Here is a 25187-nt window from a genome sequence, read left to right as displayed (position 1 = left end):
CTATATCGCCCAAATTGTCACACGGTTTATCATCTCATCCCAACCGGCACCGCTCTGTCCGCCGCCATGTCCTTTGTTCTCCCAACGGTACACATCGTAATCCACGTGATAATTAAACGTACTGCCGGAGACACTGAATCGGGTGAACTCATTACTGATTCTGGTTGTACTAACCCCTTGTTTATTAGCCATATATAAAAAGAAGCGGGCAGTCACATTGCCGCCCTCGCTTAAGGCGGACAGATATAAGCTCCCCGCTTTTTGGAGGGGAATAACATGTGTCCCTAGGAAACGCGGAATAATGTTATTAGTGGTGATAATTAATCGCCCCCGCTCATCGTAAATTTCTAACCCCATCCCCATTACCAAAACCCCATTCTGATCCGCAATCTGCCATTATTATCAAATAGCTGTTTTAGGTTGTTGGTTTCCATCCAATAGCCTGAACTTCCACGTCCGTAACGAACCTCCTCGCCTGTTCTCATATCGATTCTGAACCCTGTTTTATTATTGGGATCAAAATTTGACGATTTAATTTCAACACCCACTAATAACTTTTGAATATTTGCCATATCAATAAACCCGTCCCTGATAAATACCTGACCGTTCTTGATTACAAAGACCGGCTCCAGTTTTCCATTATTGGGATTCACTATGGTAAACTGGTTCGCCCTGACACCGAAGTGGGTTTCAACGCGACCGTTTTTCACCTCAGCACCAACGACCATCCCCGCGCCATAATATTGTCCCCTGTAGTTCACGCCCGCCCCGATATCCTTGATAGCATAACCGTTGCCGTCGATATCAAAGACGGCTGTCGCTTTCTCGCGGATAATGGCAGACTGCTCCTTGAATTGAGCCTGCGTGCGTTTTTCACTGTCAGCCAGTGCGGAATCAACTTTCGCAATCGCTTGTTCATTGCGCTGGACGCTGGTTTTGATATCTCCCGCCAGCTCCGCTTTCACCTCAGTAATTTGTTGTGCCCACGCAGTTTGTGAGTCAGCAAATACCCGATCCAGACGTTTGATTTCGGCTTTGTTCTCCCCATCCTTCACCATAATTTGATAGGCATTCTCTTGATTGGCCACCCCGTTAATCAGGGCAGCTTCGGCCTGATAGTCCAGTTGATCTTGCAAGCGCTTACCCGCCTCGGCGGTGAGGAATTGATTGCCCGCTGCTTTCACTATCCAATCTGCATCAGAAGACGACTCCCCTCGCACAAACTCCGTCCACGGGGACTGATTACCCGACTTATCCACCAGCCGCGCACGGAACCAAAATGCTACCCCTGCCGCCAATCCCTGCATAGTGTGCGTGTGTTGCGGATAGGGAATATCAGCCAATAGCATCAATCCCTCACCGTCATTCGTCCGGCTGTATTGGATTTCGGTTTTCAGTGTGTCAGCAGTCTGGGCAGCAAAACCCCAATCTAGCTGGATACCGAAGATAATCGCTGTAGTTCTGAAAGCTAACGGTGTGGGTGGGTTGCCCTCTTTCCCTTTCAAGTGAGTTTCCGGTGCATTCGCCCAGATACTGGATATTTCAGCCGCATTAATCGCCCTCACCCGTGCCTGATAGCGTCCAGAATAGACATTTGGCACTTCAAATCCCTGCGTAGAGGTTCGGGGTGCTGATATCCAGTTCCCGTTATCACGCCGCCACTCAGCTTCATACGCAATCGCATTCTCCGCCGCATCCCATGTCACGCGCAACGTGGTGACGGCAATACCCTGATTGACGACTGAGTAGCTGTTAATGGTGACATTTTTTGGTGGCGGCTGAACACCGGGCGGGATAACAGAAACAGGCCGATCTTCGATGCGTGCCCCTGTGTCAATGCGGGCGTATTTGTCGGGGTTGTGCTCAACAGCGGTAATTTCATAAGATACACCGTCCTCACCCTCCTTAATGCCCGTCACCCTGAATTGCTGGATAGCTAAATCCGTTGCATCAATTGCCCAGACACATTCGGCGATTGGGGTTTCTGAGTAGGTCGTAGTCACCGTGACAATCTGCCCGTTCACGGCCTGAATGGTGCGTCCCTCGGCTTTGCCAGACGGCAAGTTCAGGATTAACCGCTCCCCAACTTTTGCCGAAGATACCCTGTCCAGCGTGATATTGCGTCCATTCACCGAACTCACGCGCCCACCCAATACACGGCCGGAAAACATTTCATCGGCTACCCCGATGATGTAACCAGGCAACGGGATTTTGCCATCCAGTCCCACCGTAAACGTGACCATCCGGTCATATTCGTTGGTGAGCAACACCCATTTACCACGCCGTTGTGCCTCACTTTGGCGGGTACACCCAATCGCCGTCACATCCGCCTGTTTTACGTTATAACGGCGTATTAACCGGTTATCAAAAACAGGCTCGATTGCATCCTGATAACCGTTCTGGGGATCTGACCAGCTCACCATAGCCGTACTGTAATGGGTTTTCTCGCTGGAACTGGCATAAACAAATTTACCATCACGCACATTGGCACGTGTGTAGATAAAATCCACATCACGCGGCATATCGGCCAGCACGTTCATGTTATTGTTCGCCCAATAGGTCATCCCTCGGAAAATTCCGGCGATATCCCGTAGTACCGTCCACGCATCCTCTTGTGACTGGATATAGACATTGCAGGTGTGGCGCGGCTCTTGTCCTCCTTTACCATCAGGCACGAGCTGATCACAGTATTGCGCAACGCGGTACAAATCCCATTTTGCCAGACTCAGGTTTTCAGCCTTAACCCGTGTACCGATGCTGAACCGATCATTGATCATCAGGTCGTACAATACCCACGCAGGGTTATCTGTCCACGCCCATTTAAATTGCCCCGACCATACACCGGAGTAACTGCGACTTTCAGGGTCATAGTTATCAGGTACGCGGATAACGCGCATTTTCGGTTCACAAGAGACCTGCGGAATATTACGGAACTGTTTCGCGTCAAACTGGACAAAGAGCAAGGCGGTTTCGGGGTAACTCAATTTGGCGTCGATCACTTCTGTGATGGCTTCCACGACCATTGCATCGGCAATCCGGTTACTGGTCTGTTTCGGAGTTAAGCGGCGCACCCGCACCTGCCAGCCAGAATGGGCTTTCGGTAAATCAATGCGGTGTGAGCGTTCATATTTGGTGGTCGTCTTACCATCAACCGCAGTTTTTAGCGCTTCCTTATATGCGCCACCATCCGTTGCCACCTCAACCACATAATCAATGCGATATCCCACTGTATCGCCGTTTTCTTCCTGTTTTTGCAACTGAGGCCACGATAACCGGATACGAACCGCCGACAGTTGGGTATTGGTGACCGATCTCACCCATGATTCCATTAACTCCGTACCGACCGTCAGTTCATTCTCAACCGCAGGCATGCCCGGTATATAATCCTGATGCGGCGTACCGGGGCGAAATTCCCACTTGACGCCCTCAAAGTTAGCCTGACCATCAGGACCAATAATCGGCGTGTTATCCAGAAAGATATTGGTGCCATCCAGCCCACCCGCGAACTCACCTTCCCCCAATGCCAGTAAGATTTTGGCATACGATGTTGACTGCAATGAATCCGGTGATTCTACGGGGGTACGCGGACTGCCACCCCCGCCCTTGCTGCCCTGAATCAGATGATTTCCCATATTTCACCCATAAAAAAAAGTCGCCTAAGCGACCTGACTAAAAACAATGTAGCGTTATTGCTGATCTTCGGCGTAGATGCCCGCTGAGATAATGGCACCCCCGATGCGCCGCTTTCCGTGGCCCACCGGAACGGGGTTCCCCTGAGCAATGGAATTCACGGGACCCCCAAAGGCATAGCTGGGTTTGTTGTCGGGATCTTCCCGTCGTGCCAGTCCACCCGGCATCGGTGATAACATCTGCACCACGCCCCCCAGCATCATAGATACACCGGACATGACCATCGGCGCACCCCACGGAGTCGCCCACATAAACGCGCCGGCAACGACCATCACCGCCCCGAGTATGGTCTGGAAAACACCCGCTTTCTTACTGCCAATGATCATCGGGGCAATGCGGATATCGTCTGCACCGGAAAAGGCTAATTCCTCCTGACTGATATTGCGTTTGCCGCTAAACACGGCAAAAGTTAACCCGCGCTCTCTGGCTGACAATAGGAACTTTTCAAAGCCGTCAATCAGGACAGACAATGCTCGGACAGCTTCTTGGGGTGATGAGACTGCCAGTCGGTGCTCTCGTCCGAACAGTGCGCCGAGTATGCCGTATAACCGTATTATGCGTACTGTATTCATATAGCTGACTCCTGATATCTGACTATTTTCACAGTTCTTTCCTGCCAATACCCACTGTAAGACACGCGGTTACTGAGTTGACCGTACATGTGGTGTAACATTAATCCATCGCCGATATACACCCCAGCATGATTGGGTTCTTTGGCCTGTACCTGCATAATGATCACATCACCCACCTGCAATTCACTACTGCCTTCAACAAAGCCAGCCACCGCATAGTTCGTTATATACAGGTTTTCGCCACGCTCCCACCAGCCATCTGAGCGCTCAAAATCAGGAATATCAATGTTACGCTCCAGTCGATACCAGTCACGCACGATGGAGTAGCAATCCCAAATGCCATGTACAAACGGGCGACCGATAAGTGGTTTTATTCCCTCAGTTGGCATGATGGTACGAATATCTCCCTCCGGCCATGAAACAATTACCCACGGGGTTTGTGACAGGTCACATTGGGCAATGTCTAATTGGCTGGGTTGTGTTGTCGCATCGGGGTGACTATGGACAATAGCAACAATAGTCCCCGCATCCTCAGCATTAGCGTAATCTTCGGGGTGAATGCTGAATTGTTCGGTGGGTGACAGCGCGATATTACGGCAAGGGATATATTGCTGTTTACGGCTGTTTTGAACCACCAAACCACAACATTCATTGGGGTATGCTGTTTGTGCGTGATTCATAATGGATTGGGTAATATGTGGACGCATATAGATTCCTCTATATAACAAAAAACCTGCCGAAGCAGGTTAAGTTATATTTAAATTTTAATTAATTTCTTAGAATCGATAACCAACACCGATCACCCATGTACCTACTTTAACCTCACCGAGTTTTGAATATTCATATGATGCATCAATGGCCATATTAGGAATTGGGTTAATCTGTAAGCCTGCGGCATAAGCAAGTTCAGTTTTGCTTTCACTATGTGAATATCCATTCACCCTATTTTTGGCTTCCATTTTGCCATGAGCCGAACCAATTAAACCATATGCACTTACATATTCATTGATGCGGTACGCAGGACCAGCAGTCAATGAGTAATAATCTAAATCAATAGTAGCCGTTTTGTATCCACCATAATAATATTCATACCCTTGGTGAGTGTATGCGAACGAACCGATCACACTCCAATCATTATCTAATTCATAACGATATTTGACGTTGAAACCTTTTGGATTTTCGTCTAACTTATCGCCCGCAATCTTGACATGACTCTGCGCATAGCCTACCGAAATAGTGCTTTCGCCAGCGGCATGTGCACTCATAGATAGGACTGATATTCCTGCTACAGCCAATGTTGCTAAAACTATTTTTTTCATAAAAAACCTTTAATAATTAAAAAAAGCACGAGCAGTATACAAAAATTATTTCTTTTATCCTTCTGTGTTTTCTAAAGCTTGATCTGAATCACTATGTATTTCAGCGCCTTAATAAGGCTGAACCCGGAAAACCACCGAAAGGCAATTGGCTATCCTCGCCATATCTGGCCTTGCAATCACTCATTAGTCCACCACACGCATCTTTTGACGGATCATTAGTTGGGTTGCCATCTTCATCAAAATACCGAGTCCCCGTGTAGTTGCAGGGTGATTTTCGGTATAACCCACGCATACACCATGTACAAAGACTGTGAATCTGTCGGGTCGGGATCTGAATGCCCTGTAAGTCAGCAGGGGAAGATAAGGCAAAATGAATTTCTGTATTGTCCTCATGCGTCTTACTGTCAATATAGTAGACGTCAATCTTTTCCTGTGTAGGATCGGCTTCTGGGTTGCCTTCGGGGAAATTACGGGCATCCAAATAATGTGCAAATGTCATACGGATAGTGACACGCGCCTGAGTCATATTTTGATACGCCAGACACATCGCGCTAATGGTGCCATCCAGATTGGCAATACTGAGCGTGGGTGACACTGTTCTACCATCACTGTTAACTTCCAGTCCTTCAATTCTTACAGGCCACGGCTTATACTCCACACCCTGCCACCAGATAGACTTTATCGGTAAATTACCTATATCACCTTCCAGTTCCTTTTCTGTATAAGAAATAGGGTGATTATGGAAATATAATTCTGGTCCACCAAATACTGAACCATCGACAGAAAACAAAAGAATTTTATTCCCCGACTCAAGACGTTGGAGGGTAGCATTGATTGTCATGGTAAAATCTCTTAAGAATGATAGGTGCGAGTGAACGTCACAGAGAGAGTAAGATGAGACCCGTTGGCCTGTATGTTGAATCTTCCGGCCTGATACAACCCCAGTTCAGACAGCGGATTACGCCATTTAAATGAGCGCCAACCTTGGTGCTCACGCAAAAAAACAATAATAGGTTCGATTTCAGACAACGTACCCACAAAGGACAACGGCCAGCTTTCTCGTTGTGAATTAATCCCGTCACCGGTGGTTTGCTTATACCCGTCCCCGAACTGAACAGAACGCACTACGGGTTCAAATTCACCAACAGCGCCGACCCTTGCGGGGAAATCAAATGTACTTATCACCTTCTGCCTCCTTTAATGGCTGTGCTTAATTCACCACCTTGCCCCAAGCTCTTATGCAGTAATAATTTGAATCGCTGGTCGATGAAATTCGCGATATCTTGCCCTGCCGATTCAAAGCCACTGGTTGTTTTCACTTCGTGGTTTCCATCAGAATTAATCACAATACTCACATGATTGGTAGTCTGATTGCTTGTCCCGCCGCTGGCCTCCACACCCAGCCTACCATCAGATCCCCGCTTTAACGGTAAAATAGCTTCGGGACCCGCCTCACCCATCAAGCCAGCACCTTTCGCAAAAGCAAATAGCGTCGGGCTACTGACTATCTGCCCGCTGTAACTGCTCAGGCTGGGTGAGTTGTAGACGCCGCCTTTGGCGTTAGGGGTAAAACTTTGCCAACTGGTAGACATTCCCATTGCGCCCACGCTGGCAGATGATGCCCCACTACCCGCCGACGCTAACGAACTGATCCCCGCAGATGCTCCACCGAATCCGCCGAAGAATCCAGACACTGCTTTAGTAATCATGGCTTGCATGGCTATACGAACCAGATCCTGAATAATGGATTGTGCCAATGACGCGGACAGCTCTTTCATGGATTCAGAAAATGATTTAGTACCCATTAACATACCGGTAAGGGCATTCCCTGTTCGTTGTTCTACGACATCAAGCAGCCCCATTTGCATTTTTTGAAAATCACCCTGTGAAGCATATAAATCTTTTGCGGCGGCAAATTGTGCATCCTTGGAGCGGTTGGTTGCGGCAGTCATTAATTGCTCATGGCGCTCTTTACTGATCAGTCCGTTTCGGTAATAGGTGTCGTAAAGTGCGGTTTGCTCAGCAAGCTGATTGTGCAGTTGTACAACCGGATCTACCTCGCCTGCCATATCTAGACGTGGTGCAGCAATCTGTTTGGCCTGCTCTGCTAATTTGTCCTTGACCGAAGTTTGATACAGGGTTCTGCTAGCTGATAAATATTCCTGCTCTGTCAATAGTCGCTCAGAGTACAGCGCTTTCAGTTCCCGATTAGCTTCTTCTTCCTGTCGGATCAGGGCTTTTACAGGAGCGTAGCGTTCTGCCAATTCAAGGCGCTGCTTCTGGTGGTTTTCAGCATTAAGGGCTTTCAGGCGCTGAATTTCATTCTGGGACACTAATCCTGACTTGCTGACTTCATTCAGTTTTTTTTCAGTTTCCCGCTCACTGAGTATGATACGCCCTAAACTCGTCGAATGCGCCCTTTCAATGTCAAAGCGCAACTGGTGATACTGGTTCAGGATTTGGGTGCTGCCTTTTTTCTTTTTGCTCCCTTTACCCTCGTCGTCGTCACTGCCTGTCCACGATTTGTTATTACTCTCTTCGGACTGAGATTTAGATGAAATGGGTTTTTCGCCCGCCTCAAGTGCTTTTAAGGCAGCCTGAGATTCTTCAAGTTGCTTCTTATGAAATTCCGTTTTTTTGCGCGCTTTTTCGTATTCCGCCTCTGCGTGCACAACACCTTCTTGTGCTTTCTTTTTATCTGCCCATAAGCCGCCCAGCCCAACGCCAGAGACAAGGTTTTTCTTACCTTGCAAATCAAGCCATATCTTGTCAGTTTCTTCCTTTTGTTTATCCAGCGCATCCCTGTAGTTCAGAATTTTAGAGGACAATTCAACCTTTGAGAGTTGCATCAGGGCATTTTTTGTTTCGAGTACCGCACTCGTTAGATTGGTGGCACTTTCTCGGGCTTCCTGCGCTCTTTGGTGAAAATAATAGATAGCTGAACCTGCGAGCATTGCCACGCCGAATGGGCCACCTAATAACGAAAAAGCACCCCGTGCACCAGCCGTCGCCCCTGACAGAAGACGGGTGGAATACGACAATTTTCGGTTAGCCTCAGCCAAAAGATTCTTCGCGGACGTTTCGGTGGCAATGGATTCTTTGATTTTACGAAAGTTAGCCGTATATTCTTTCTGATAACTAATATCAATACTGTGCTGCTTATTGATCATTTTCTGGGTAGTCAACCACCGATTTTGCTCTCCGGCTTGTTCACGTATGGCTCTGGCTGACTCTATTGTTCTTTGCGCTGTTACCGCCTGCTGTTTAGCTGCATCACGGGTGGCTTTCTCGGTGGCTTTCCACGCACTAATATTCTCACGTAATCCCGCCGTCAGTTTAGTCGCTACAACCGGGATAAGCGTATGCAAAGCAACCGCAGCCGCCAGATTGAAATTTTCCGCCAGGGTATTAATGGCACTGGTTGCCCCCTGAACACCGGTACGCAAGGGACCATCTGCACTCTGCCCGACTTTAATCGCCAACCCTTCAAAGGCACTGCTCAATACATCCAGATCGGAGCTCAGATTGTTCGCCCTGGCTGATGCCTGTTCATAGGCGACCTGTGTCCCAGTCAGAGACTTCTTGAGTTCGTCCAGTTCACGCCGTCCGGTGACTAATTGCGATGCTGCACTCAGGTTAGCCCGACCGAACAATTTCGCGGCCTGTGCGGTAGATAACTGTTTATTTTTCAGGTACTCCAGCGCGGCACTCAAGCCCACCACGGACGGTTTCAGGTTTTTATCGGTGGATTTTTCCAGCGCTAACACCACGTTGCGGATAGCCACACCGGCTTCCGCCCCTTTGATCCCACCTTTGGCTAGCACCTGAATCGCGGCATTGAGTTCTTCAAACGACATGCCCGCCTGCGAGGCCATGGTGCCACCGTTCTTGATGGCCTGCGCCGTTTCGTTGATTTCAGAGGAACCGTACTTTGCCCCAGCCGCCAGTACGTTGATGTAGCGTTCGGCTTGAGCCGCTGACGCACCGAATTGATTGAGGGACAGGGCTAACGCTTTGGTCGCTTCCGGCAACTCAATGCCCGACGCTTGTGCCAGTATCACCGCTTTTTCAGTCGCCTGCGTTAGTGCCTGTGTGTTCTTCAGTAACTCCGGTTTTGCCGAGGCCATCAGCTTGAGCGCCTGAGCAATACCCGTTGCCCCAAATTCCGTGGTGCGTCCCAGCCGCTGGGCTTCTTCATCCAGTTTCTTTAACTGTGCGCCTGTGGCTCCAGTAATGGCGGACAGATCAGACAACGCTTGTCCGTATTTACGGGTATGCGAAATGATAGTGCCCAGTGAGAACCCGGTCCCGGCCAGCAGCATTAACTGACCGGACACAGATTGGATTTGATTTGCCAGCGAACTGTAGGTTTTCTTTACCTTTTTGGCATCCGATGCTGCTTTATCGGTAAAACGCTCCGATTCCCGTCCGGCGTGGCGGTAGGCATCCATGATCTGGGACTTAAACGAGGTGGCATTGACCAGCAAGCCGACCGTCAATGTAGATAAATTAGCCATAACTTAACCTAATAATTTCATGACAGCATCACACTGTGTCTGGATCGTGTCGCGGGGGGCAGGTACGGACGCAGCGGATGGACTGTCTGGCTGTTGGCGGTTTTTCAGTCGGTAATAGGCCTGCCACTCATTGAGCGTAGACGCAGGCAAAGACAGGATGCGATAGGGATCTATTTCGCCGAGCTGCTCCGCGAGGGCAAAGGCAAAGTGCAGCGTCGGCGAGTGGGTTAGTTTTTTTCGGCGTCCTCCAGAGTACCGATGGAGTGCCGTTTCACGGTCTGGATAGCCTCAATCATTGTGGCGTTGTCGTGAATCGACATGAGTTCATCTGTCGTGGGCAAATCGGCTGTCGGGATGGGCTGACCCTTATCATCCACCAGACAATCCAGCAACATCTGGATATTCAGGCGGGAAGCCTCGCGTCCGTCACCGGCTTCACTCAGCTTTTCGGCTTGCTCTTCCAGCGTCAGCAGTTCGGCGGCGGTCATGCGACGCAGATTCACGGGTACGCCAAATAACTCCACCGCTTTGATGTGCGGACGCGGGGTCAATAAGGCAGCTTTCAGGTTTTTCATGGTTGGGTGACTCCGGTTTGTTTCGTGCTGGCGATACCCCAGACGAGGTTATTTTGTTTACCCTTGACGGTGATTTGGATCACTTCACTGGCAGGCGCGTTGATATCGTTCATTTCCCAGCCGGACAGCGCCAATATCATAGTTGCCGTGCGTTTATTCGGCAGGGCAATGTAAAACTGGACGGTTTCGCGTTGCTCTGCCGCATTCAGGAATACTGTAAAATCGGCGTTTTCAGGGTCATCAATAAAGCCTAATGACTTTTCGGGACCTTCCGGCATATCGGAAATAAACTGTTTGTTGGTATCCATCAGGGTGGTGCAGTCAATAAAACTGCCCGTTAACCCCGTGGCACCCAGTGCCTTACAGTTAATCAATGGGCGCATTTTTTCCACGGTATCGCCGGGTTTGCCAAACTTCACGACCGTACCGGCAGGCAATACGGCATATTCAGGTGATGTTGCCATCGTGTGTTCTCCTATTAACTATAAATGGATAGGGCATCGCGGATCTCCTGCGCCAGCACCTTGACTACGGCGGTTTTGTTGTAATCCAGTGCTGGACGGATAAACGGCTTCGGCACCTGCTTGAGGGTACCCATTTCCTGCGCTAACGCTTTCATCCGATGGGGTTGAGTGGGGCCAACAGTGATCATCACCCCACCCTTGTATTTTTTGGATTTTGTTGAACGGATTTTGATATTGTCCCGCATATGGGGACCGTCACTTTTCTTGTCGTATCCGGCGTGGGTTTCCATATCTTCTTTGACGATTTCCATCGCGGTTTTCCCTGCCTTGCGCAAGATTTGCGTCTGGAGTTCAATATTCAATGCCTGCAACTGACGCCCCAGTTCTTCCAGACCGGATATTTTGGCGCTAATCATCAGGCATCTCCGCAAAGGTGATGATAAAATCACGGGTGACGCGGTAGCGCTTACGGTTGCTGGTTTCCTCGATCATGTCCTGAATCAATGCCCCGCGTACAATGGTTTGCACTGGCGTACGCCCGATGGCACCATGCTGTATCACCTCCCACACCGAGCGTAGTCGGGCTTCCAGTTGCAGAGCCTTAGTATAATTCAAGGTAATAATGCCGATTTGAAAGCGCCCCTCAACCAGTCGCGCAGGGGCAAGCCCGGTGTTGAACTTCGGGTCACTGATACGCTGGTAGGTCACCCCCTCCAGCTCCGAGGACGGTAATATCAGCGGATAGACCGGCAACTGTGTAATGCGCGCCAAATCGGCGTGAATATCAAGCTCGATCATGACGTACCTCGGCTTCGGCGCTGATAATCGAGCGGTCAGGCTGGTTATTGTCCACGGCGCGCACGGTAAACCGCCGCCCCTGATGTTCAATCAACCAGTTGATATCAATATCCTTGCGCGACCTGACAGTAAATTGCTGAACTTCAATCACTTGTTGCTGGTCGGCCGTGCGGATTTTACGGTTAGACATCGCTTCCGCCTTCGCCCAGACCGTGGTGACGTATTCCGGCGTGACGGTTTCAGCACCGAGTACGTCACGGGTAATAACGGGGCGAAACAGTTTGATACGCTTATTCATTTCATTTGCCAGCATCCTGACCTCCTAGACGGGTTTTATCCGGTAATCGTCCAGCAAGTCCCTGAAGCCCTGTGGCAACCGTTTCGGATCGCGGGTTTCATACCAAAACCCCACCGCCAGCATTAAAGCCAGCTTAATCAAGGGGGTGAGTAGTATCCCCTCGGGATCGGTATCAGGCACCACTTCTTCGTAGACATTGCGATTCAGGTAATTGATAGCCTTTTCTCTGGCAGACTCAAGATAAGCTTGTAACAATGGATCTTCTTCGTCAGAGTCAATCCGACACTGCAACCGCAGCTCTTCAATCGTGGGTAATGGCATGTTTCCCCCTATAACAGGGCGGCATGAAGCCGCCCGAAGATGAGACTTACTTACCACCCGCGGCTTTCAGCAGCTTCACCGCGTTACTGTCCACTAACATTGAACCCACGCGCTTGGTGGTGTAGAAATGCACGAATGGTTTGTGTGTGTACGGGTCACGCAACATGCGAACACCAATGCGGTCGAGAATGGTGTAACAACGCTTGAAGTTACCAAATGCAATTGGGGTTGATTCAGCAACGACATCGGAAAATTGTTCATTTTCAGCAATGCCATAGCCTAACAACGCGGAAGGCTGGCCTAATTGCAAGCCCGGTTGCCATAAGTAGTTGCCCTGAGCATCTTTCAGCGTACGAACCTGAAACAAGGTATTGTTGTTCATCATGAACTTAGAGCCTGAGCGATACACCTTACGCATGGTGTAAATCAGTTTCATAATTTCATCTGCTGTGACTTCTGTCGGCTTTTTCAGTAACAAGTGCTGCAATTTACCCCAGTCACGATCTTTGTCTGCTTTGTCATCACTGCCATACGCTAATAGGCCTTTTGGCTTTTTAACGCCATTGCCGTTAGTGAACGCAGCTTCTTCTTGCTCAGCAAACTCAATAGTCAGTTCACCCGTGATAAATTGCTCAACATTAAAGAAAGCATCATCAAGCATGGTTTGTGTTGCTGCTGGGTTGCCGTAAATTTCACCCCAGGTTGGCTCAATAGAGGCTAATTTTGAGGTGCTGGTTTCAGGGCGTTCATCCACTTCACCAACCCAGCCACTGTTGGTTCCGCCTTGATTAACCAAACGTTTAAAGTTAGGTGAACCCACGGTGACGACATTACACTCCTGACGCATAACCACTTCATCACGCAGCGCCGTAATGATATTGCGATCCAGCTCTTCCGGCACAGCATAGCCGCCATCGGGATCGGTCGTGGTCTGCATCGCCTTTTGTTCCAGTTCGGCTAGCCCGTCTTCCTTGCCTTTGCGGATAAACTGACCAAAGGCGGCTTTGTGTTCATTCACCGCTTTGCTGTTGGTTTCGCCTGCCGGTCGTTTCAGTCCGGCCAGCTCTTCTTCCAGCGCGGTTTTCAGGGTATCCAGCTCAGACAGCTTGCCGTTCAGGGTATCGACCTGACCGGCCAGTTTGCCTTTTTCAGCCTCAATCGCCTCAAAGCGTTTATCGTTCTTCTCTTTGAACTCGTCAAAGCGCCCTTTGATTTCCTGCGCGACCTGTTCAACATCTTTCAATTCAACTGCCATAATGGACTCCGTGATTATTCAAAAGTAATAGTTTTCAATGCATTCAAAATGGACACGTCCGTTTCAGCGTCACGCAGAGACAACGCGCCGTACCCCTCAGCCATAAATGCCTTGGCCTGAGTTCGCGAAAGTCCAACGTCGCGCAGGACTCGCTCAATACTCTTTTGTGAGGGTAATTCGCCGCGGGCAAACGCCGATTTCACGTTGCTTACCCTTGCTTCGTCGTTAGCGGGAAAGGTCACCAGACTCACTTCCCATAAATCCAGCTCTTTTAGTAAAAATGCCTCTTTGCTCCGGTCATATTCCCAGTCTTTCAGGATATAACCGATGGACAGGCCGGAAAGCGAGCCGACTTTCATGTGGGCATGAGCACGTTTTGCCAATGGATCATCATCAATCAGCAGTCGCCCTTTGAGATATAAGCCGGTTTCGTCTTCTTTCATCTCGGTATAGATACCGATCGGCTCATCCATCCGGTGCTGCCAGAGCAGCGCGGGCAAGCTGCCTTTGTCACCCCATTGTTTCAGGGTGCTGGCAAACGCCCCCGGTAACACAATATCGTCGTAGCTGTCTTTCACCCCGAAAACCGACCCGTAGCCCTCGAACTCACCGGAGTCGCTGACGGATTTGATTTTTAGGGGAACATCAAGCCGTTGTTTCGTCATTATCGGCATGCGGTTTATCCTCCGTTTGGTCTTCCGGTTTGGTTGTCATATTCATCGGGGTAAGGTAAATGTCACCCCCCTCACGTGGGTTGAGTTCTTCCAGCTCCCGGCACTCGTTCGGCGAGTAGATCCCCCAGTTAATCCCGGTCGCGTAGGCTTCAAAGCGGGATTTCATATCACCCCGCAAGAGTGCACCCGTGTTGAACTTGGCGTAGAGCTGCCCTTGCTTGCTGTTTTTCACCAGCCCTGCATTGATCCGCTGCTCAATGCGCGTGAGATAGGGGACGAGTGAGTAATTGATAAACCCAATCCCTAAATTCTCAATGTTGTTAAAGGTGGCACGGTCAGTGTTCTGCACCATATGCAGGGGAACCCTGAAAATGCGACAAATTTCCTCCAACTGAAACTTGCGGGTTTCCAGAAACTGCGCATCTTCGGCGGATAAACTGATTTGCTGCCATTTCAGCCCAGCCTCCAGAATGAGAGGTTTATGGGCATTAACCAGCCCCTGATGGCGGGACTCAAAATCGGCTTTCAGGCGGTTAAAGGCGTCATCTTTCAGTGGCTGATCTGTTTGCAGTACCCCGCTGGTGACCGCCCCGTTACCGAACAATCGCGACCCATGCTCTTCGGTCGCCAGCCCCAGCCCAATCGCTTGTCGCGCATAGGCAATCGGGCTTAATCCCATCAGGCCATTCAGCGTAAAGATGCGCACGTGCCAGATTTCATTCTGGCTCAGGGTGGCGGTGTCACCGTTCGGAAAGGTCACTTGATATTCCGGCAGCCAGTCATTATTCAGTTTTGGGATCACGCTGCCCGGATCTAGGGGCAGCAATTCCACTACTTCCCCCAGTGCCTTCACCTTGTAGGCGTAAAAGTTGCCGCGCAGGCACAGGCAGGCAATCAGTAACTCCCAAAACTCCTGCGGAGTCATGTAGTTATTGGGCTTGACCGACAGCAGTTTATGCAGCCGTTCTTTGACGGCACGCCGGTTACCCCGCCCCAGTTGCTCATACAGTGAACAGGGCAACATACCGACCGATTCCGCCAGTACCCGCACACAACTAAAGACGGCGGTCAGTTGCATCGCTAACTGCGGGCTGACCCGCCGTCCGGTGTAAGTGTCATAGGACAAGCCGATCAGTTCGCTCAACTCCCGTGAGGTCATCGGTTCGGCGGATTTTCGAAACAGTCCGGGAAAGAACATCAGGCCTCCCTATCCGGTGTGTGGCCCAGCATCCGTGAGACCAGATACGACCAGCCCAGACACAGCCCGCCCGCCACCATGAACCCCGCGGCGGGCAACAGCAGCCATGCGCCATAAGACAACAGGGCACCGCCTGCCAGTCCGACCAGCGGGGCAACATAAATTAACAGTTTCATAAAAACCTCAGAGGGAACGTAAACCTCGGTTGATCAGGATGTCAGAGAGACTTTCCGGCTGTTCACCCCCATTCACCAGCAACCGGCTCAGGGCAGTAAACAACGCAACGGGACCATCGATTTTGGCTTCCGGCGTGGATTTGTTAGGGAAGATGTTGTCATTTTTATCCGGCTTGATGGTGACGTTGCTCATCATCCAGTTCATTACCGGGTGGGCGTTATGGTGGAATTTGCCGCTGTACACCGCCGCTTCCAGTGATTTCATGGACTCGGACAGGTTACGCACGGTTTGTGCCACTTCCACCAGAGGTACGCCGTCTTCCTCCAGCGCCAGACTGAATTGAAGCGCACTCCACGGATCGAAGCCAAGCTCTTTTAAGTTGTCGCCAGCCACCCAGTGCAGCAGCTCTTCTTTTATCTGGGCATGATCGACTACCTCACCATCGGTCAGTATCAGGGCACCCATCTCCCCCCACTTGCGGTAAAGCTCCGCCATTTGACGGGAACAGCGTTCCAGCCGGCCTTCCGGTAACCAGAACTTAAAGTCAGCATGGACATGCCCGTTATTACCCTGCCACACCTTGACGGCGGCACAGATATCAATCTTGTTCGCCAAATCCACGCCGACCCACATCGGGTAGGTTTTCAGTTCATGCGGGGGTGCCAGCGGTTCGCAGTCATCCCACTTAAGCATGTCCATCCACGCCGACTCGGCACTCACCCACAGGTTCATGTGCTTGGTGAAGAAATTGCAAATTCTTATTATTTAATTGATTTATAACGATTTTAATTGTTTTTATTGGTATTTTATTTGCTGTCTGCAATGCACATTGCAATACACAGTAATTTTATGAAGGGATAGAGTGAAATGAGGTCAGTACGCTAAACGCACCAACCTTGTGAAGAGGTTGCGCCGAATTTCGTCGGAACCTATTAAGTGATTGAGGAAGCAGTTAACTGATACCCCTGCCAGTAAGAAGCCTTTCCCGTCACTGTGATCACCTGGCCTTTCTGTAACAACATCACCGATAGTGCCATCTCATCAAAGCCCACGACACGCAGCGGGTAATCACTGCGTTTCTCGCTCTGTGCTTGCATAGTAGCGACTGCCATCACCTTACCCGTCTGGCACTTGATACGCTTGGGGGGAACGGTAATCTTGCCTGTGATCGTAGCGACTATCGAGGGTGCATTCTTCTTCTGTCTTCGTGCCATGTTCCACCGCCTATAGATGGTTGGGATTTAAATCATGATAATAATCAATAACTTAAATAACTGCGAACATAATACGTACTGGGTTACATTAAGTAACCTTGTGCTGGACGGCTTAAACTCAAACCCACCTGAGTTATTTATAACTCATTGATATTCTCGTTCATCCTCACTTTGAGGAGAAGTAGCAACCGTGGTGATCTTCACCATAGTTAGGTAACTCCTTGATTCTTCCGAGGGGGTCACTTTGACCACCCTATCATGATTTCCGTAATGGTTAATTTATGTGCTGGACAACCGCAGTAAATTCACTGTATTTCAATGAATTACTTGGACATAACGTACTGGACAAAACAACTTAACCATCTGTTTTCGTATAACTCTTTTGTGCGCACCTCTTAATGAGTTGTACAAATTCTGTGAGTCAGCCAGACTGACGCTCAAATTGTGAGTAACTATCGGTTACGCTCAAGACCATTTGCGACTGACTAACTGTCAGTGACACCCAAAGTCCGATTATCGGATATTGGATTTTGCATCGACGAATTTCGTCGGGACAAACTGAACCTCTTAAAGAGGGGCAGTTCAATCTATTGAGTGATCTATAACTAACACTCTTAAAGAGATGTAGTTCTTGTTTCTTGCCACGAGACAGGTAACCCAAAATAATTGGGTCAGTTACACTATGACCAGACGCCAAATATGGCGTCTGATTAGATATCAATGGGTTACGCTAATTGGGATTTTCAAGCCCATTTAACCCTTTGATTTCACTTAATTCTGTCACAAAACCAGAATTCCCGCATCGTGCGGGAAATAAGCAAAATCAACAAGTTATCTAAATACCGTCAAAGTCAGCCAGCCGCTGCTTCTGCTCCTCATTGAGACTAAAAGCAAACTCTTCATGCTCTGCCTGCCATGTACCAAAACTCATCAGAAACGCAATTGCAGGGTCTATTTTATTCGCGGACTTCTTCTTGTTCGGCTTGATATTGGCGTTCGCGTCTGTCTCCATTACGACATTAGACATCGCCCATGCGAGAACCGGATCGCCATTGTGACGAATGATTTTGCGGTTAACAAAGACTTCGGCGGATTTAGCTACGGGACTATACCGCATGTAGGTTTGCGGGAACGGCTCAACATCCAGCCCTGCACCCTGTAGTTGTGTGCGTAAGTGTGTGGCGTTCCATGTGTCAAAGCCCACCAGTTTGATATCAAAGTGCTGGCTATCCTTGAGAATGTCATCACGGATACGGTCATAATCAATACAATCGCCGGTCGTGGTACGTATCCAGCCCATTTGTGCCCATTGGCGATACACTGCCCGATTCTTATTAGCAGGGTTCTGTAGCTGGGCTTCCGGCAAGTAATGGCGGGTCAGTAATAACAGTTCGTTATCCACGGGGAACGTGTAACAGATACTGGTGATATCCCCCGTTGAAGATAAATCTAATCCAGCGTAGCATTCCAAGCCTTTGAGGTCGTTTTCGTCATAGTCTGACTGGCAGTCTTTCCATGCGCCTTCACCCATCCACGGCGTTTCACCCTGACACCAGATATTAAAGCGTTTGGTGAGCATCTCAGTCCATTGCGAGGGAATGCCTCGTGCTTTCTGGATTGTGTCGTGCAAAGCATCACTGTCTACGGAAACATTCAGGTTAGGATTAGCCTTTATCCAGAGGGCTTCATCATCAATCTCGTTCTCGTCGTCCAGTTCGTAGATCAGGGCAAACAGGGATTCATTTTGTTCTTCACCCTCCAATATCTGACAGCAATAATCATAGTGCTGTTTACAGGCGGATATCACGTTACTGCCTGCCGTAGTAATGGCAAACAGAATGCCTTCGGGACGGGCGCCCATCCCCAATTCAAGGGCAGAGTAAACCGCGTTATCGGGGTGCAAATGATACTCATCGACAATAGCAAGGCTGGGGTTAGTACCCTCAATCGTGGCGGCTTTGGCTGCCAACGGTTTTAACAGGCTGTTGCTCTTGGTATAAGTCACTTTGTGTTGCTGGATAGATACCCGCTTCTTGAGTGGTTTTGAAAGCAGGCACATCTGGCGGGCATCATCAAACACAATACGCGCCTGATCCCGACTCACGGCGGCGGTGTAAATATCCTGCTGCCCGTTCTCCATCACCAGAAACCAGTTAGCCAGTATCGCGGCTACCGTGGATTTGGCATTTTTGCGCGGCACCTGAATATAAGCACTGCGGTATTTCCGGCGACCGGTGGCCTTAACCTTGAAGCCGAACAGATTCGCAAAGGCGAACTGTTGCCACGGTTCAAGCATAATCGGCTTACCGCGCAAGTGGCCTTTGACGTGCGGGCAGAGACGGGAAAAGCCCACAAAACGTTCTACAACTTCGGTATCGAACATATAAAGCGGGTTATTCAGGTCGTTAAAGTAGCGTTTCACGGCCTGTTTTACCCGTTTACAGGCCGGAATATTGCCGTTTTTGATATCAAAAGCGTACTGTTCCCATGCGTTCATCGGGGTATCACTCAGGCCATCAGCACATCTAAATCGTCGGGTTCATCGCTTTCTACCGGATTTCGGCGGCGGGAAACCGGATCAAAGCCCAGCAATGACGACATTTTTATCATGATTTTTTCCGCATCGGCTTTCGCTTTCAGTGAGGGGTTACTGGTCGCTGCACCGCGTGAACCTTCCACTGCGAACCCGCGCACTTCAATGTCTTCAACGGCTTTACGGTAAATCGCATAGTTAACGCAATAGAGTTCTAAGTTGTTCCAGTCTGCTGGGCTGAGATCTTCCCGTTCGTTGAGGATTTTGGCTTTTGATTTCCATTGCTCGGCGGCAATCTCATTTAAATAAACGGGGGTTTGGGTGCTCTTGCCATAATCTATTGTTTCCTATGAAGTTACTGCTATTGAAAAAAGTGCCGTGCATAAAAATTCGAGGGGCGGGTGGTGCCATGAGGCAGGGCGTTTGTCATTTTTGACACCCCACCCCCTTCTGAGTGCTTCTCTAGCGATTTCGGAAGCATTCCATTAGCTCCCTATCACGCTGTGTCTTGCGCCTCGCTGTGGGTTTCTCAGGCGCAATCTGATTTTGTTGTCGGTAAGGTTCACTGTGCTTGAGTAACCCTTTAAGGAGTTGATCCACTTCATCTTCACGCATCTTGGTTATACTCATGAATCCAGTTATTGCGCTGGGCTGCCTTTGCTTCCAGTTCCCGATATTCCCCATTCTTACGCCGCTGTTTCGTTGTTGGGTCAGTGGTCACGGTCTTTCGACTGTGGCAGCTATTACATAGCGGCTGGTGATTGAAGTCAGGCCAAAACAGCACATCACTACCACCGTCAATGGGTATGATATGATCCACAATCGTCGCTGGGGCATACACACCTACCTTGAAACAATGCACACACAGCGGATTGGACTTAAGGAATTGCAGACGGTATTTATCCCATGCAGGGGTATAACCTCGCTCACGCCTTGAGCCTCGTTTACTGTCCTGTTGTCGTCTAGCTTCCCGTTTGTGCTGCTCACAGCGACCAGACTTGACCCGCTCACGGCAATTGGGATAGCTACAGCGCTTTAACGGTTGCCACGGCATCAGTAGACTCCTACATCACGATAGACAGACCATAATGATTTGATGGTGAACGGGATTTCTTTCAGTTCCTTATCTGCCACCATCGAACGAGTTTCATACAGTAAACCGATATAAAGTAAACAGCCAACTTTGATCGCCGGACTGAATACCAAGCCATCATCAAAGCGCTTGCCGATATGTTGCTGGCAGACTTCTAAGGCAGCATTGGCATAACCTTGAAGTAAGGTATCTTCTAACGTATCACTTTCATCTATCCGGCAATGTTGTTTGATTTCGTCCAATGTTATGAGAGGGTTACTCATCTTTCACCTCTGTTTTTTTAATACTGACCTCTTGCTTCCATGCCTGGCTAAACTCATCGCCACCATCACGGGGGATAATCCCTCGCGTTCACGGGCTTCATTCGGGCACATCACACCGGATTTAATCGCCGTCTCGTAGCTCTGAAAGCGTTCTTTCGGATTGGCTCGCAGTAGATCGGCTGTGTCAAATTCAACTTGGTAGCGAATGCCTCGTTTTGGTGAGTTCATCAGCAAGGCGGACTTGATTTGCTGCTCAAAGTTAGCCAGCCACGGGCGCATGGTGATCGTCAGAAAAGCGCGTGATGCTTCGCTAAAATTACTGTAGGTACTGTTCGAATACTCTTGCAGGAAGATCGGGCTGACATTGAACATACGGGCAATATCTTCAATCGTGAAGCGACGAGAGGCCAGCCATTCCGCATCTTGGTTGCTCATGCCTAACTGTTGGTATTCCATCCCCCCCTCAAGAATGGGCGTTTTCCCTGCATTGCGAGCGCCCTTATAACGTTCGAGGGCTTCCAGTGCCTTATTGCCCTTGATGCCATCCAGCCAGTCAGCGGCTTTAATCACGCCCGCTGCCATCATGCCCTCTTTCATTATGCTGGCACCGTGGCGCTGTTGTGCCAGCCCCAAACCCAGTGTTTCACGGCAGATGGTGACTGGCGAACGCCCCAAAAAGCCATCTTCGGTGGCATAACGCAAATGCAATACTTCTTCTTGTAGGTAGGTTTTGACCTTGCCGCTATAAGGTTCGGTAATGGTGTAAGCAAAGCGGTGATCCGATAATCGTTGCGGCACAACCGCTGACGGTGGGTAAGGGTGCAACGATTGTGGCTGTCCGTCTTTTCCCCAGACTATGACTGCATACGCATTACCATTGAGTAAGCAATGACGCATCAGGGTTCGCTTAAACTGAAAAGGCGTCTGGCAGTCATTCGGGTATTCATTGAGCAAATAATCCACGGGGTGATCACTGAGCCATTCGCGGGACTCCTTGCCGTTCTGGTGCTGAACCCGATAGAGATAGCAAGGCATGGTCGCCACGGCTTCACTAATCACCGTGACAGCATTCATCACGGCGGGTAAGCCTTCGGCTGTAGACGGTGAAACATGCTCGCCTGATTTGGTGTTAGATATACCTGCCAGAGAAAGAAACTCATCAATACTGACACTGCGAGTCTCAGCGGCTTTACGCTTAAAAGGCCACATAGTTACACCTCGGACAGTTGCAGCCAGTAATGACGCAAATCAACATTGTTAGGCTTAACCCTATTCAGCGAACGCTTGGCAATCTCAACACCGCTTTCAGGGTAGGCGGGTAAACTGGTGACAGTGATTTCCCGTAGTTCCGCTTCTAAAACGGTTCTCAGATAAGGCTCCTGACCCACATCCCACTGATCTTTGATAGCTCGAAAGCCAAAAGACATACCGGAAATATCACCCCGTTCAACTAGTGCCAGTACATCACGCCCTAATTGGGTATCAGGCGGGGTTAACTCAAAGCGTAATCCGGTGGCATCTTCGGCAAGCTGCAATGTACCAGACGTAGTACGGCCTAACAGGTTCATGTGATCATGTTCATAAAGCGCCCTGACATCTGTACCCGCCGTTAAGCTGGTGCTAAACGCATTCGGGGCGAACTGCTCGACAAACTCATCCCACAAAACTTGTGATCGGCTGTTCCACTTAATGACATAACCGGTCAGTTTCTTATCACTGGCAGACAGGGAAGCGGTGCGGATTTCAAAATCATTTTTCATTGGTAGACTCCAGACTACAAAGGGGCGCAGTGCCCCTTATCGTTAACCCGCTTTCGTGCCTTTGATTTCGAGCACTTTGATTGCGTTGGAATCCACCAGACCACCACCCAAATATTTATCCGTGTGTACCTTGTAGTACCCCGGTTCGGTGATATTGTCAGGACGGGTGCGTGTGCCGGTATCATGGTCAACGATGAAGTAACCGCGTTTGAAGTCACCCAGACCGATAGCATCATCCGGCATAAATTCGAGATAATGGACAGGCAAGCCCAGTAACATATCAGGATCACCTGCTTGCAGACGTTCGCGCCAGATGTAATCACCGTTGCCGTTTTTCAGCTTCTGCACTTTGGCAGCCGTCGTGGAGTTCATCACCCACACCGCATTTTTACGGTATTTGTTCCTGAGCAGGAATTTCAGGTCAATCAGGCTATCGGCTTCCAGTTTGGCAACTTCCAGCTTTTGCAACGTACCGAACGCACGGGCTTTATCGGCTTGGGTATCACGAGGATAAGACAGGAAGCCTTTCGCTTTCTTGCTGCCGTCACCACTCACAAGATCGGTTTCTTCGGTATCAACAAACGTATCTGCAATTTCTGAGGTTAACCAGCCTAAAATATCGACATCGCTAAAATCGATGATTTCTTGGGTAGTCTTAGGGTAGGCATAAATCGGAAACAGCTTGATGCTGACTTCTTCCATCGTCGGTGTGGCTGTCTCACTGCGTGCCTTGCCTTCTTCCCCGTGGGCGACGGCTGCACCCCCGACCGAAACAAGCTGTTTATACTCATTACTACGCGTGGTCTTAATCGTACAAATCCGGCGCATAACCGACTCATCAGCCAGTTGCTGCATGATCTGTTTATTCAGCTCAGGGATAACGGTATAGCCACCTTCGGAGGGTACGCTCGTAGACAAGGTGCGGGTTTCTCCGGTCACGATATAGTGACGCAGTTCATCATTGCTGAGTGTTTTACTGGCGGGCTGGTTCTTGGCCTGATTTCGCTCTTCATCCGATAAAGCCTCATAACGGGCGATTTCTGCATTCAGGGCACCGGACTGACTGCGCAGCTCGTCAAACTGTTTAGCTTCATCGGCATTAAGAGAGCGCTTTTCGTCTTCGGCTTTGGTGAGAAGAGAACGCATCTGCTGGGTTAAATCGGCTTTTTGCTGGCGTAATTCGAGTAATTTCTTCATGGTGCCTCTGCATGTAGGTTAAGGGTTCGCTGTCATGCAGGTTTGAGGAAGCGGTAGCGGGTTAGCACTACCGCCTTTGAGGACTTGCTACAGAGCAATTGAAGTCAGGACGTGCCTACATGGTTCAGCAATCACTATTTAACACCATGAAAAATAATAAAAAAGACCTCGTGATAGGAGGTCTAAACAAGGGGAAACATGAGGACGGGATATTTACAAATCTTTACTTTTATTTTTCACTCATCCAATCCGGCGCGTCGTTCATGATTTCTCTGAACGCCTGTAATTGTTCTATCAATACATCTAACTGCTCTTTATTGGTTGCCAGTATTTCCTCAGAAAATGTGTGGCGCAGACTACCACCTGAATCCTGAAAGAAAAAAGCATGACCATTGACCAACTGGCGGTACTCGCTTGTATGTAAATCGTCTAACTGCGTAATACCGTAATAATCGTAGTGTTCTCTGATATCTTCTTGCGTAATCGGCATAATATTCCCCTTATATAATTATTCTACTTCTCTGAATAGGGTTACTTGGAAAGTTTCTAAGGCTTCAGCTATCCCACGAATGTTCATCGCTAATTCATCCCGTGCCGCTGTCTTCATGAATGCGGCTATAAGCTCTGGGTGCTGTTTGGCATACCCCTCACCGAACAAAGCATCTATTTCTTTGACTGCTCTTTCCATCCAGTACGCGGCTGAATTAGCTGCCTGTCTTTCAATCGTTGTTGCATCTAACATATGTTCTCCATTTTTGTATATATATAGTGAAAAGTTACCGACAACACCGACAAACCGACAATGAGGTAAAATACAATTTAATATCAATTAGATACACTGTTAAATCGTTGTCGGTTAATTGTCGCTCAATTTTTTGATATCGCTAGAATTACAATATTATTGTTATCTTTCATGTAGATAAACATCACTTCCTGTTGTCGAAAACCGACAACGCTACTTATAAACTCTTTCATATTTATCCGAATCCTTTTGCCTACCAAAAAAAGAAAGTTTTTCTTCTGGCAGGTGCTTTGTTTTAAGTCCGCCAATGAAAACGACAAATCGACAACGTACCGACAAACATTTAACATTTTAGTATATTGATTTATAAGATATTTATATTACTGTTGTCGGTTTGTCGGTGTTGTCGGTCAGTTTTACGCGTATAGAGAATTTATTCTTCTATTTCATCAGTGGAATACATCAGCACATAATACTTACGGGGTGAGCCGTTGTGCTTCATGCCTTGCACCTTAAAGCCACCATTT

27 protein-coding genes and 3 pseudogenes are annotated in these 25187 nt (G+C 49.1%); all 30 read right to left on the bottom strand.

Annotated elements, in window-relative coordinates; all coding sequences use genetic code 11:
* Entirely contained in the window at nucleotides 1-363 is a 363-nt protein-coding gene (locus Xish_RS15925) for a hypothetical protein (RefSeq protein ID WP_244186173.1), read from the bottom strand.
* Nucleotides 363-3632: a TipJ family phage tail tip protein gene (locus Xish_RS15920; RefSeq protein ID WP_099118815.1), complete on the bottom strand. Its 3270-nt coding sequence runs from the start codon at nucleotides 3630-3632 to the stop codon at nucleotides 363-365. Before Xish_RS15920 ends, Xish_RS15925 begins: the two co-directional genes overlap by 1 nt.
* A 54-nt stretch (nucleotides 3633-3686) precedes the next feature.
* Entirely contained in the window at nucleotides 3687-4262 is a 576-nt protein-coding gene (locus tag Xish_RS15915; protein ID WP_099118814.1) for a tail assembly protein, read from the bottom strand.
* A complete protein-coding gene (locus Xish_RS15910; protein ID WP_099118813.1) occupies nucleotides 4259-4969 on the bottom strand; it encodes a C40 family peptidase in 711 nt (236 codons plus the stop codon). Before Xish_RS15910 ends, Xish_RS15915 begins: the two co-directional genes overlap by 4 nt.
* A 69-nt stretch (nucleotides 4970-5038) precedes the next feature.
* Nucleotides 5039-5581, bottom strand: a complete 543-nt coding sequence (locus tag Xish_RS15905) for an Ail/Lom family outer membrane beta-barrel protein (protein ID WP_099118812.1) — start codon at nucleotides 5579-5581, stop codon at nucleotides 5039-5041.
* Nucleotides 5582-5681: 100 nt separating this feature from the next.
* Nucleotides 5682-6422 carry a phage minor tail protein L gene (locus tag Xish_RS15900; RefSeq protein ID WP_099118811.1) on the bottom strand — a complete coding sequence of 247 codons (741 nt, stop codon included), beginning with the start codon at nucleotides 6420-6422 and terminating at the stop codon, nucleotides 5682-5684.
* A gap of 11 nt (nucleotides 6423-6433) precedes the next feature.
* On the bottom strand, nucleotides 6434-6766 hold the full coding sequence (locus Xish_RS15895) for a phage tail protein (protein ID WP_099118810.1): 333 nt from the start codon (nucleotides 6764-6766) through the stop codon (nucleotides 6434-6436).
* Nucleotides 6763-10098 carry a phage tail tape measure protein gene (locus Xish_RS15890; protein ID WP_099118809.1) on the bottom strand — a complete coding sequence of 1112 codons (3336 nt, stop codon included), beginning with the start codon at nucleotides 10096-10098 and terminating at the stop codon, nucleotides 6763-6765. Before Xish_RS15890 ends, Xish_RS15895 begins: the two co-directional genes overlap by 4 nt.
* A 227-nt stretch (nucleotides 10099-10325) precedes the next feature.
* Complete coding sequence (locus tag Xish_RS15880) at nucleotides 10326-10673, bottom strand: phage tail protein (protein ID WP_099118807.1); 348 nt, start codon at nucleotides 10671-10673, stop codon at nucleotides 10326-10328.
* Complete coding sequence (locus Xish_RS15875) at nucleotides 10670-11137, bottom strand: phage tail protein (protein ID WP_099118806.1); 468 nt, start codon at nucleotides 11135-11137, stop codon at nucleotides 10670-10672. Before Xish_RS15875 ends, Xish_RS15880 begins: the two co-directional genes overlap by 4 nt.
* Before the next feature lie 14 nt (nucleotides 11138-11151).
* On the bottom strand, nucleotides 11152-11553 hold the full coding sequence (locus tag Xish_RS15870; RefSeq protein WP_099118805.1) for an HK97-gp10 family putative phage morphogenesis protein: 402 nt from the start codon (nucleotides 11551-11553) through the stop codon (nucleotides 11152-11154).
* Nucleotides 11546-11935 carry a hypothetical protein gene (locus tag Xish_RS15865; RefSeq protein ID WP_099118804.1) on the bottom strand — a complete coding sequence of 130 codons (390 nt, stop codon included), beginning with the start codon at nucleotides 11933-11935 and terminating at the stop codon, nucleotides 11546-11548. Before Xish_RS15865 ends, Xish_RS15870 begins: the two co-directional genes overlap by 8 nt.
* Entirely contained in the window at nucleotides 11922-12248 is a 327-nt protein-coding gene (locus Xish_RS15860; protein WP_099118803.1) for a phage head closure protein, read from the bottom strand. Before Xish_RS15860 ends, Xish_RS15865 begins: the two co-directional genes overlap by 14 nt.
* Nucleotides 12249-12257: 9 nt before the next feature.
* On the bottom strand, nucleotides 12258-12554 hold the full coding sequence (locus Xish_RS15855; protein ID WP_099118802.1) for a head-tail connector protein: 297 nt from the start codon (nucleotides 12552-12554) through the stop codon (nucleotides 12258-12260).
* Between the two features lie 46 nt (nucleotides 12555-12600).
* Nucleotides 12601-13809, bottom strand: a complete 1209-nt coding sequence (locus tag Xish_RS15850) for a phage major capsid protein (RefSeq protein ID WP_099118801.1) — start codon at nucleotides 13807-13809, stop codon at nucleotides 12601-12603.
* A 14-nt stretch (nucleotides 13810-13823) separates the two neighbouring features.
* Nucleotides 13824-14477: an HK97 family phage prohead protease gene (locus Xish_RS15845; protein ID WP_141554002.1), complete on the bottom strand. Its 654-nt coding sequence runs from the start codon at nucleotides 14475-14477 to the stop codon at nucleotides 13824-13826.
* Entirely contained in the window at nucleotides 14455-15681 is a 1227-nt protein-coding gene (locus tag Xish_RS15840; RefSeq protein ID WP_099118799.1) for a phage portal protein, read from the bottom strand. Before Xish_RS15840 ends, Xish_RS15845 begins: the two co-directional genes overlap by 23 nt.
* The gene (locus Xish_RS18710; protein WP_167383291.1) at nucleotides 15681-15857 is read right to left on the bottom strand and encodes a hypothetical protein; all 177 of its coding nucleotides are present in this window, start codon (nucleotides 15855-15857) and stop codon (nucleotides 15681-15683) included. The genes Xish_RS15840 and Xish_RS18710 overlap by 1 nt, the downstream gene beginning before the upstream one ends.
* A 7-nt stretch (nucleotides 15858-15864) precedes the next feature.
* Nucleotides 15865-16608: pseudogene (locus Xish_RS15835) on the bottom strand (terminase TerL endonuclease subunit); the annotation flags it as partial.
* A 182-nt stretch (nucleotides 16609-16790) separates the two neighbouring features.
* Complete coding sequence (locus Xish_RS15830) at nucleotides 16791-17072, bottom strand: hypothetical protein (protein ID WP_099118795.1); 282 nt, start codon at nucleotides 17070-17072, stop codon at nucleotides 16791-16793.
* 835 nt (nucleotides 17073-17907) lie between these two features.
* Nucleotides 17908-19569, bottom strand: coding sequence for a terminase large subunit (locus Xish_RS15825; protein ID WP_099118797.1), 1662 nt, complete (start codon nucleotides 19567-19569; stop codon nucleotides 17908-17910).
* A gap of 11 nt (nucleotides 19570-19580) precedes the next feature.
* Nucleotides 19581-19939 (bottom strand): annotated as a pseudogene (locus Xish_RS15820) (phage terminase small subunit P27 family).
* Nucleotides 19940-20067: 128 nt separating this feature from the next.
* On the bottom strand, nucleotides 20068-20235 hold the full coding sequence (locus Xish_RS18705; RefSeq protein ID WP_167383186.1) for a hypothetical protein: 168 nt from the start codon (nucleotides 20233-20235) through the stop codon (nucleotides 20068-20070).
* On the bottom strand, nucleotides 20213-20659 hold the full coding sequence (locus Xish_RS15810; RefSeq protein WP_099116158.1) for an HNH endonuclease: 447 nt from the start codon (nucleotides 20657-20659) through the stop codon (nucleotides 20213-20215). Before Xish_RS15810 ends, Xish_RS18705 begins: the two co-directional genes overlap by 23 nt.
* On the bottom strand, nucleotides 20659-20961 hold the full coding sequence (locus Xish_RS15805) for a head-tail connector protein (protein ID WP_099116159.1): 303 nt from the start codon (nucleotides 20959-20961) through the stop codon (nucleotides 20659-20661). Before Xish_RS15805 ends, Xish_RS15810 begins: the two co-directional genes overlap by 1 nt.
* Nucleotides 20954-22170: pseudogene (locus tag Xish_RS15800) on the bottom strand (phage portal protein). The gene Xish_RS15805 and the pseudogene Xish_RS15800 overlap by 8 nt, the downstream one beginning before the upstream one ends.
* Before the next feature lie 2 nt (nucleotides 22171-22172).
* Entirely contained in the window at nucleotides 22173-22721 is a 549-nt protein-coding gene (locus Xish_RS15795) for an HK97 family phage prohead protease (protein WP_099116160.1), read from the bottom strand.
* A 42-nt stretch (nucleotides 22722-22763) separates the two neighbouring features.
* The gene (locus Xish_RS15790; RefSeq protein ID WP_099116161.1) at nucleotides 22764-23918 is read right to left on the bottom strand and encodes a phage major capsid protein; all 1155 of its coding nucleotides are present in this window, start codon (nucleotides 23916-23918) and stop codon (nucleotides 22764-22766) included.
* Between the two features lie 229 nt (nucleotides 23919-24147).
* Complete coding sequence (locus tag Xish_RS15785; protein WP_099116162.1) at nucleotides 24148-24408, bottom strand: hypothetical protein; 261 nt, start codon at nucleotides 24406-24408, stop codon at nucleotides 24148-24150.
* 18 nt (nucleotides 24409-24426) lie between these two features.
* Entirely contained in the window at nucleotides 24427-24660 is a 234-nt protein-coding gene (locus Xish_RS15780) for a hypothetical protein (RefSeq protein ID WP_099116163.1), read from the bottom strand.
* Nucleotides 24661-25187 lie beyond the last annotated feature (527 nt).

The organism is Xenorhabdus ishibashii (assembly GCF_002632755.1).
GTDB classification, from domain to species: Bacteria; Pseudomonadota; Gammaproteobacteria; order Enterobacterales; family Enterobacteriaceae; genus Xenorhabdus; species Xenorhabdus ishibashii.
Note: the sequence above shows the minus strand (reverse complement) of the source record. Positions and strands in the feature narration are given on the sequence as shown.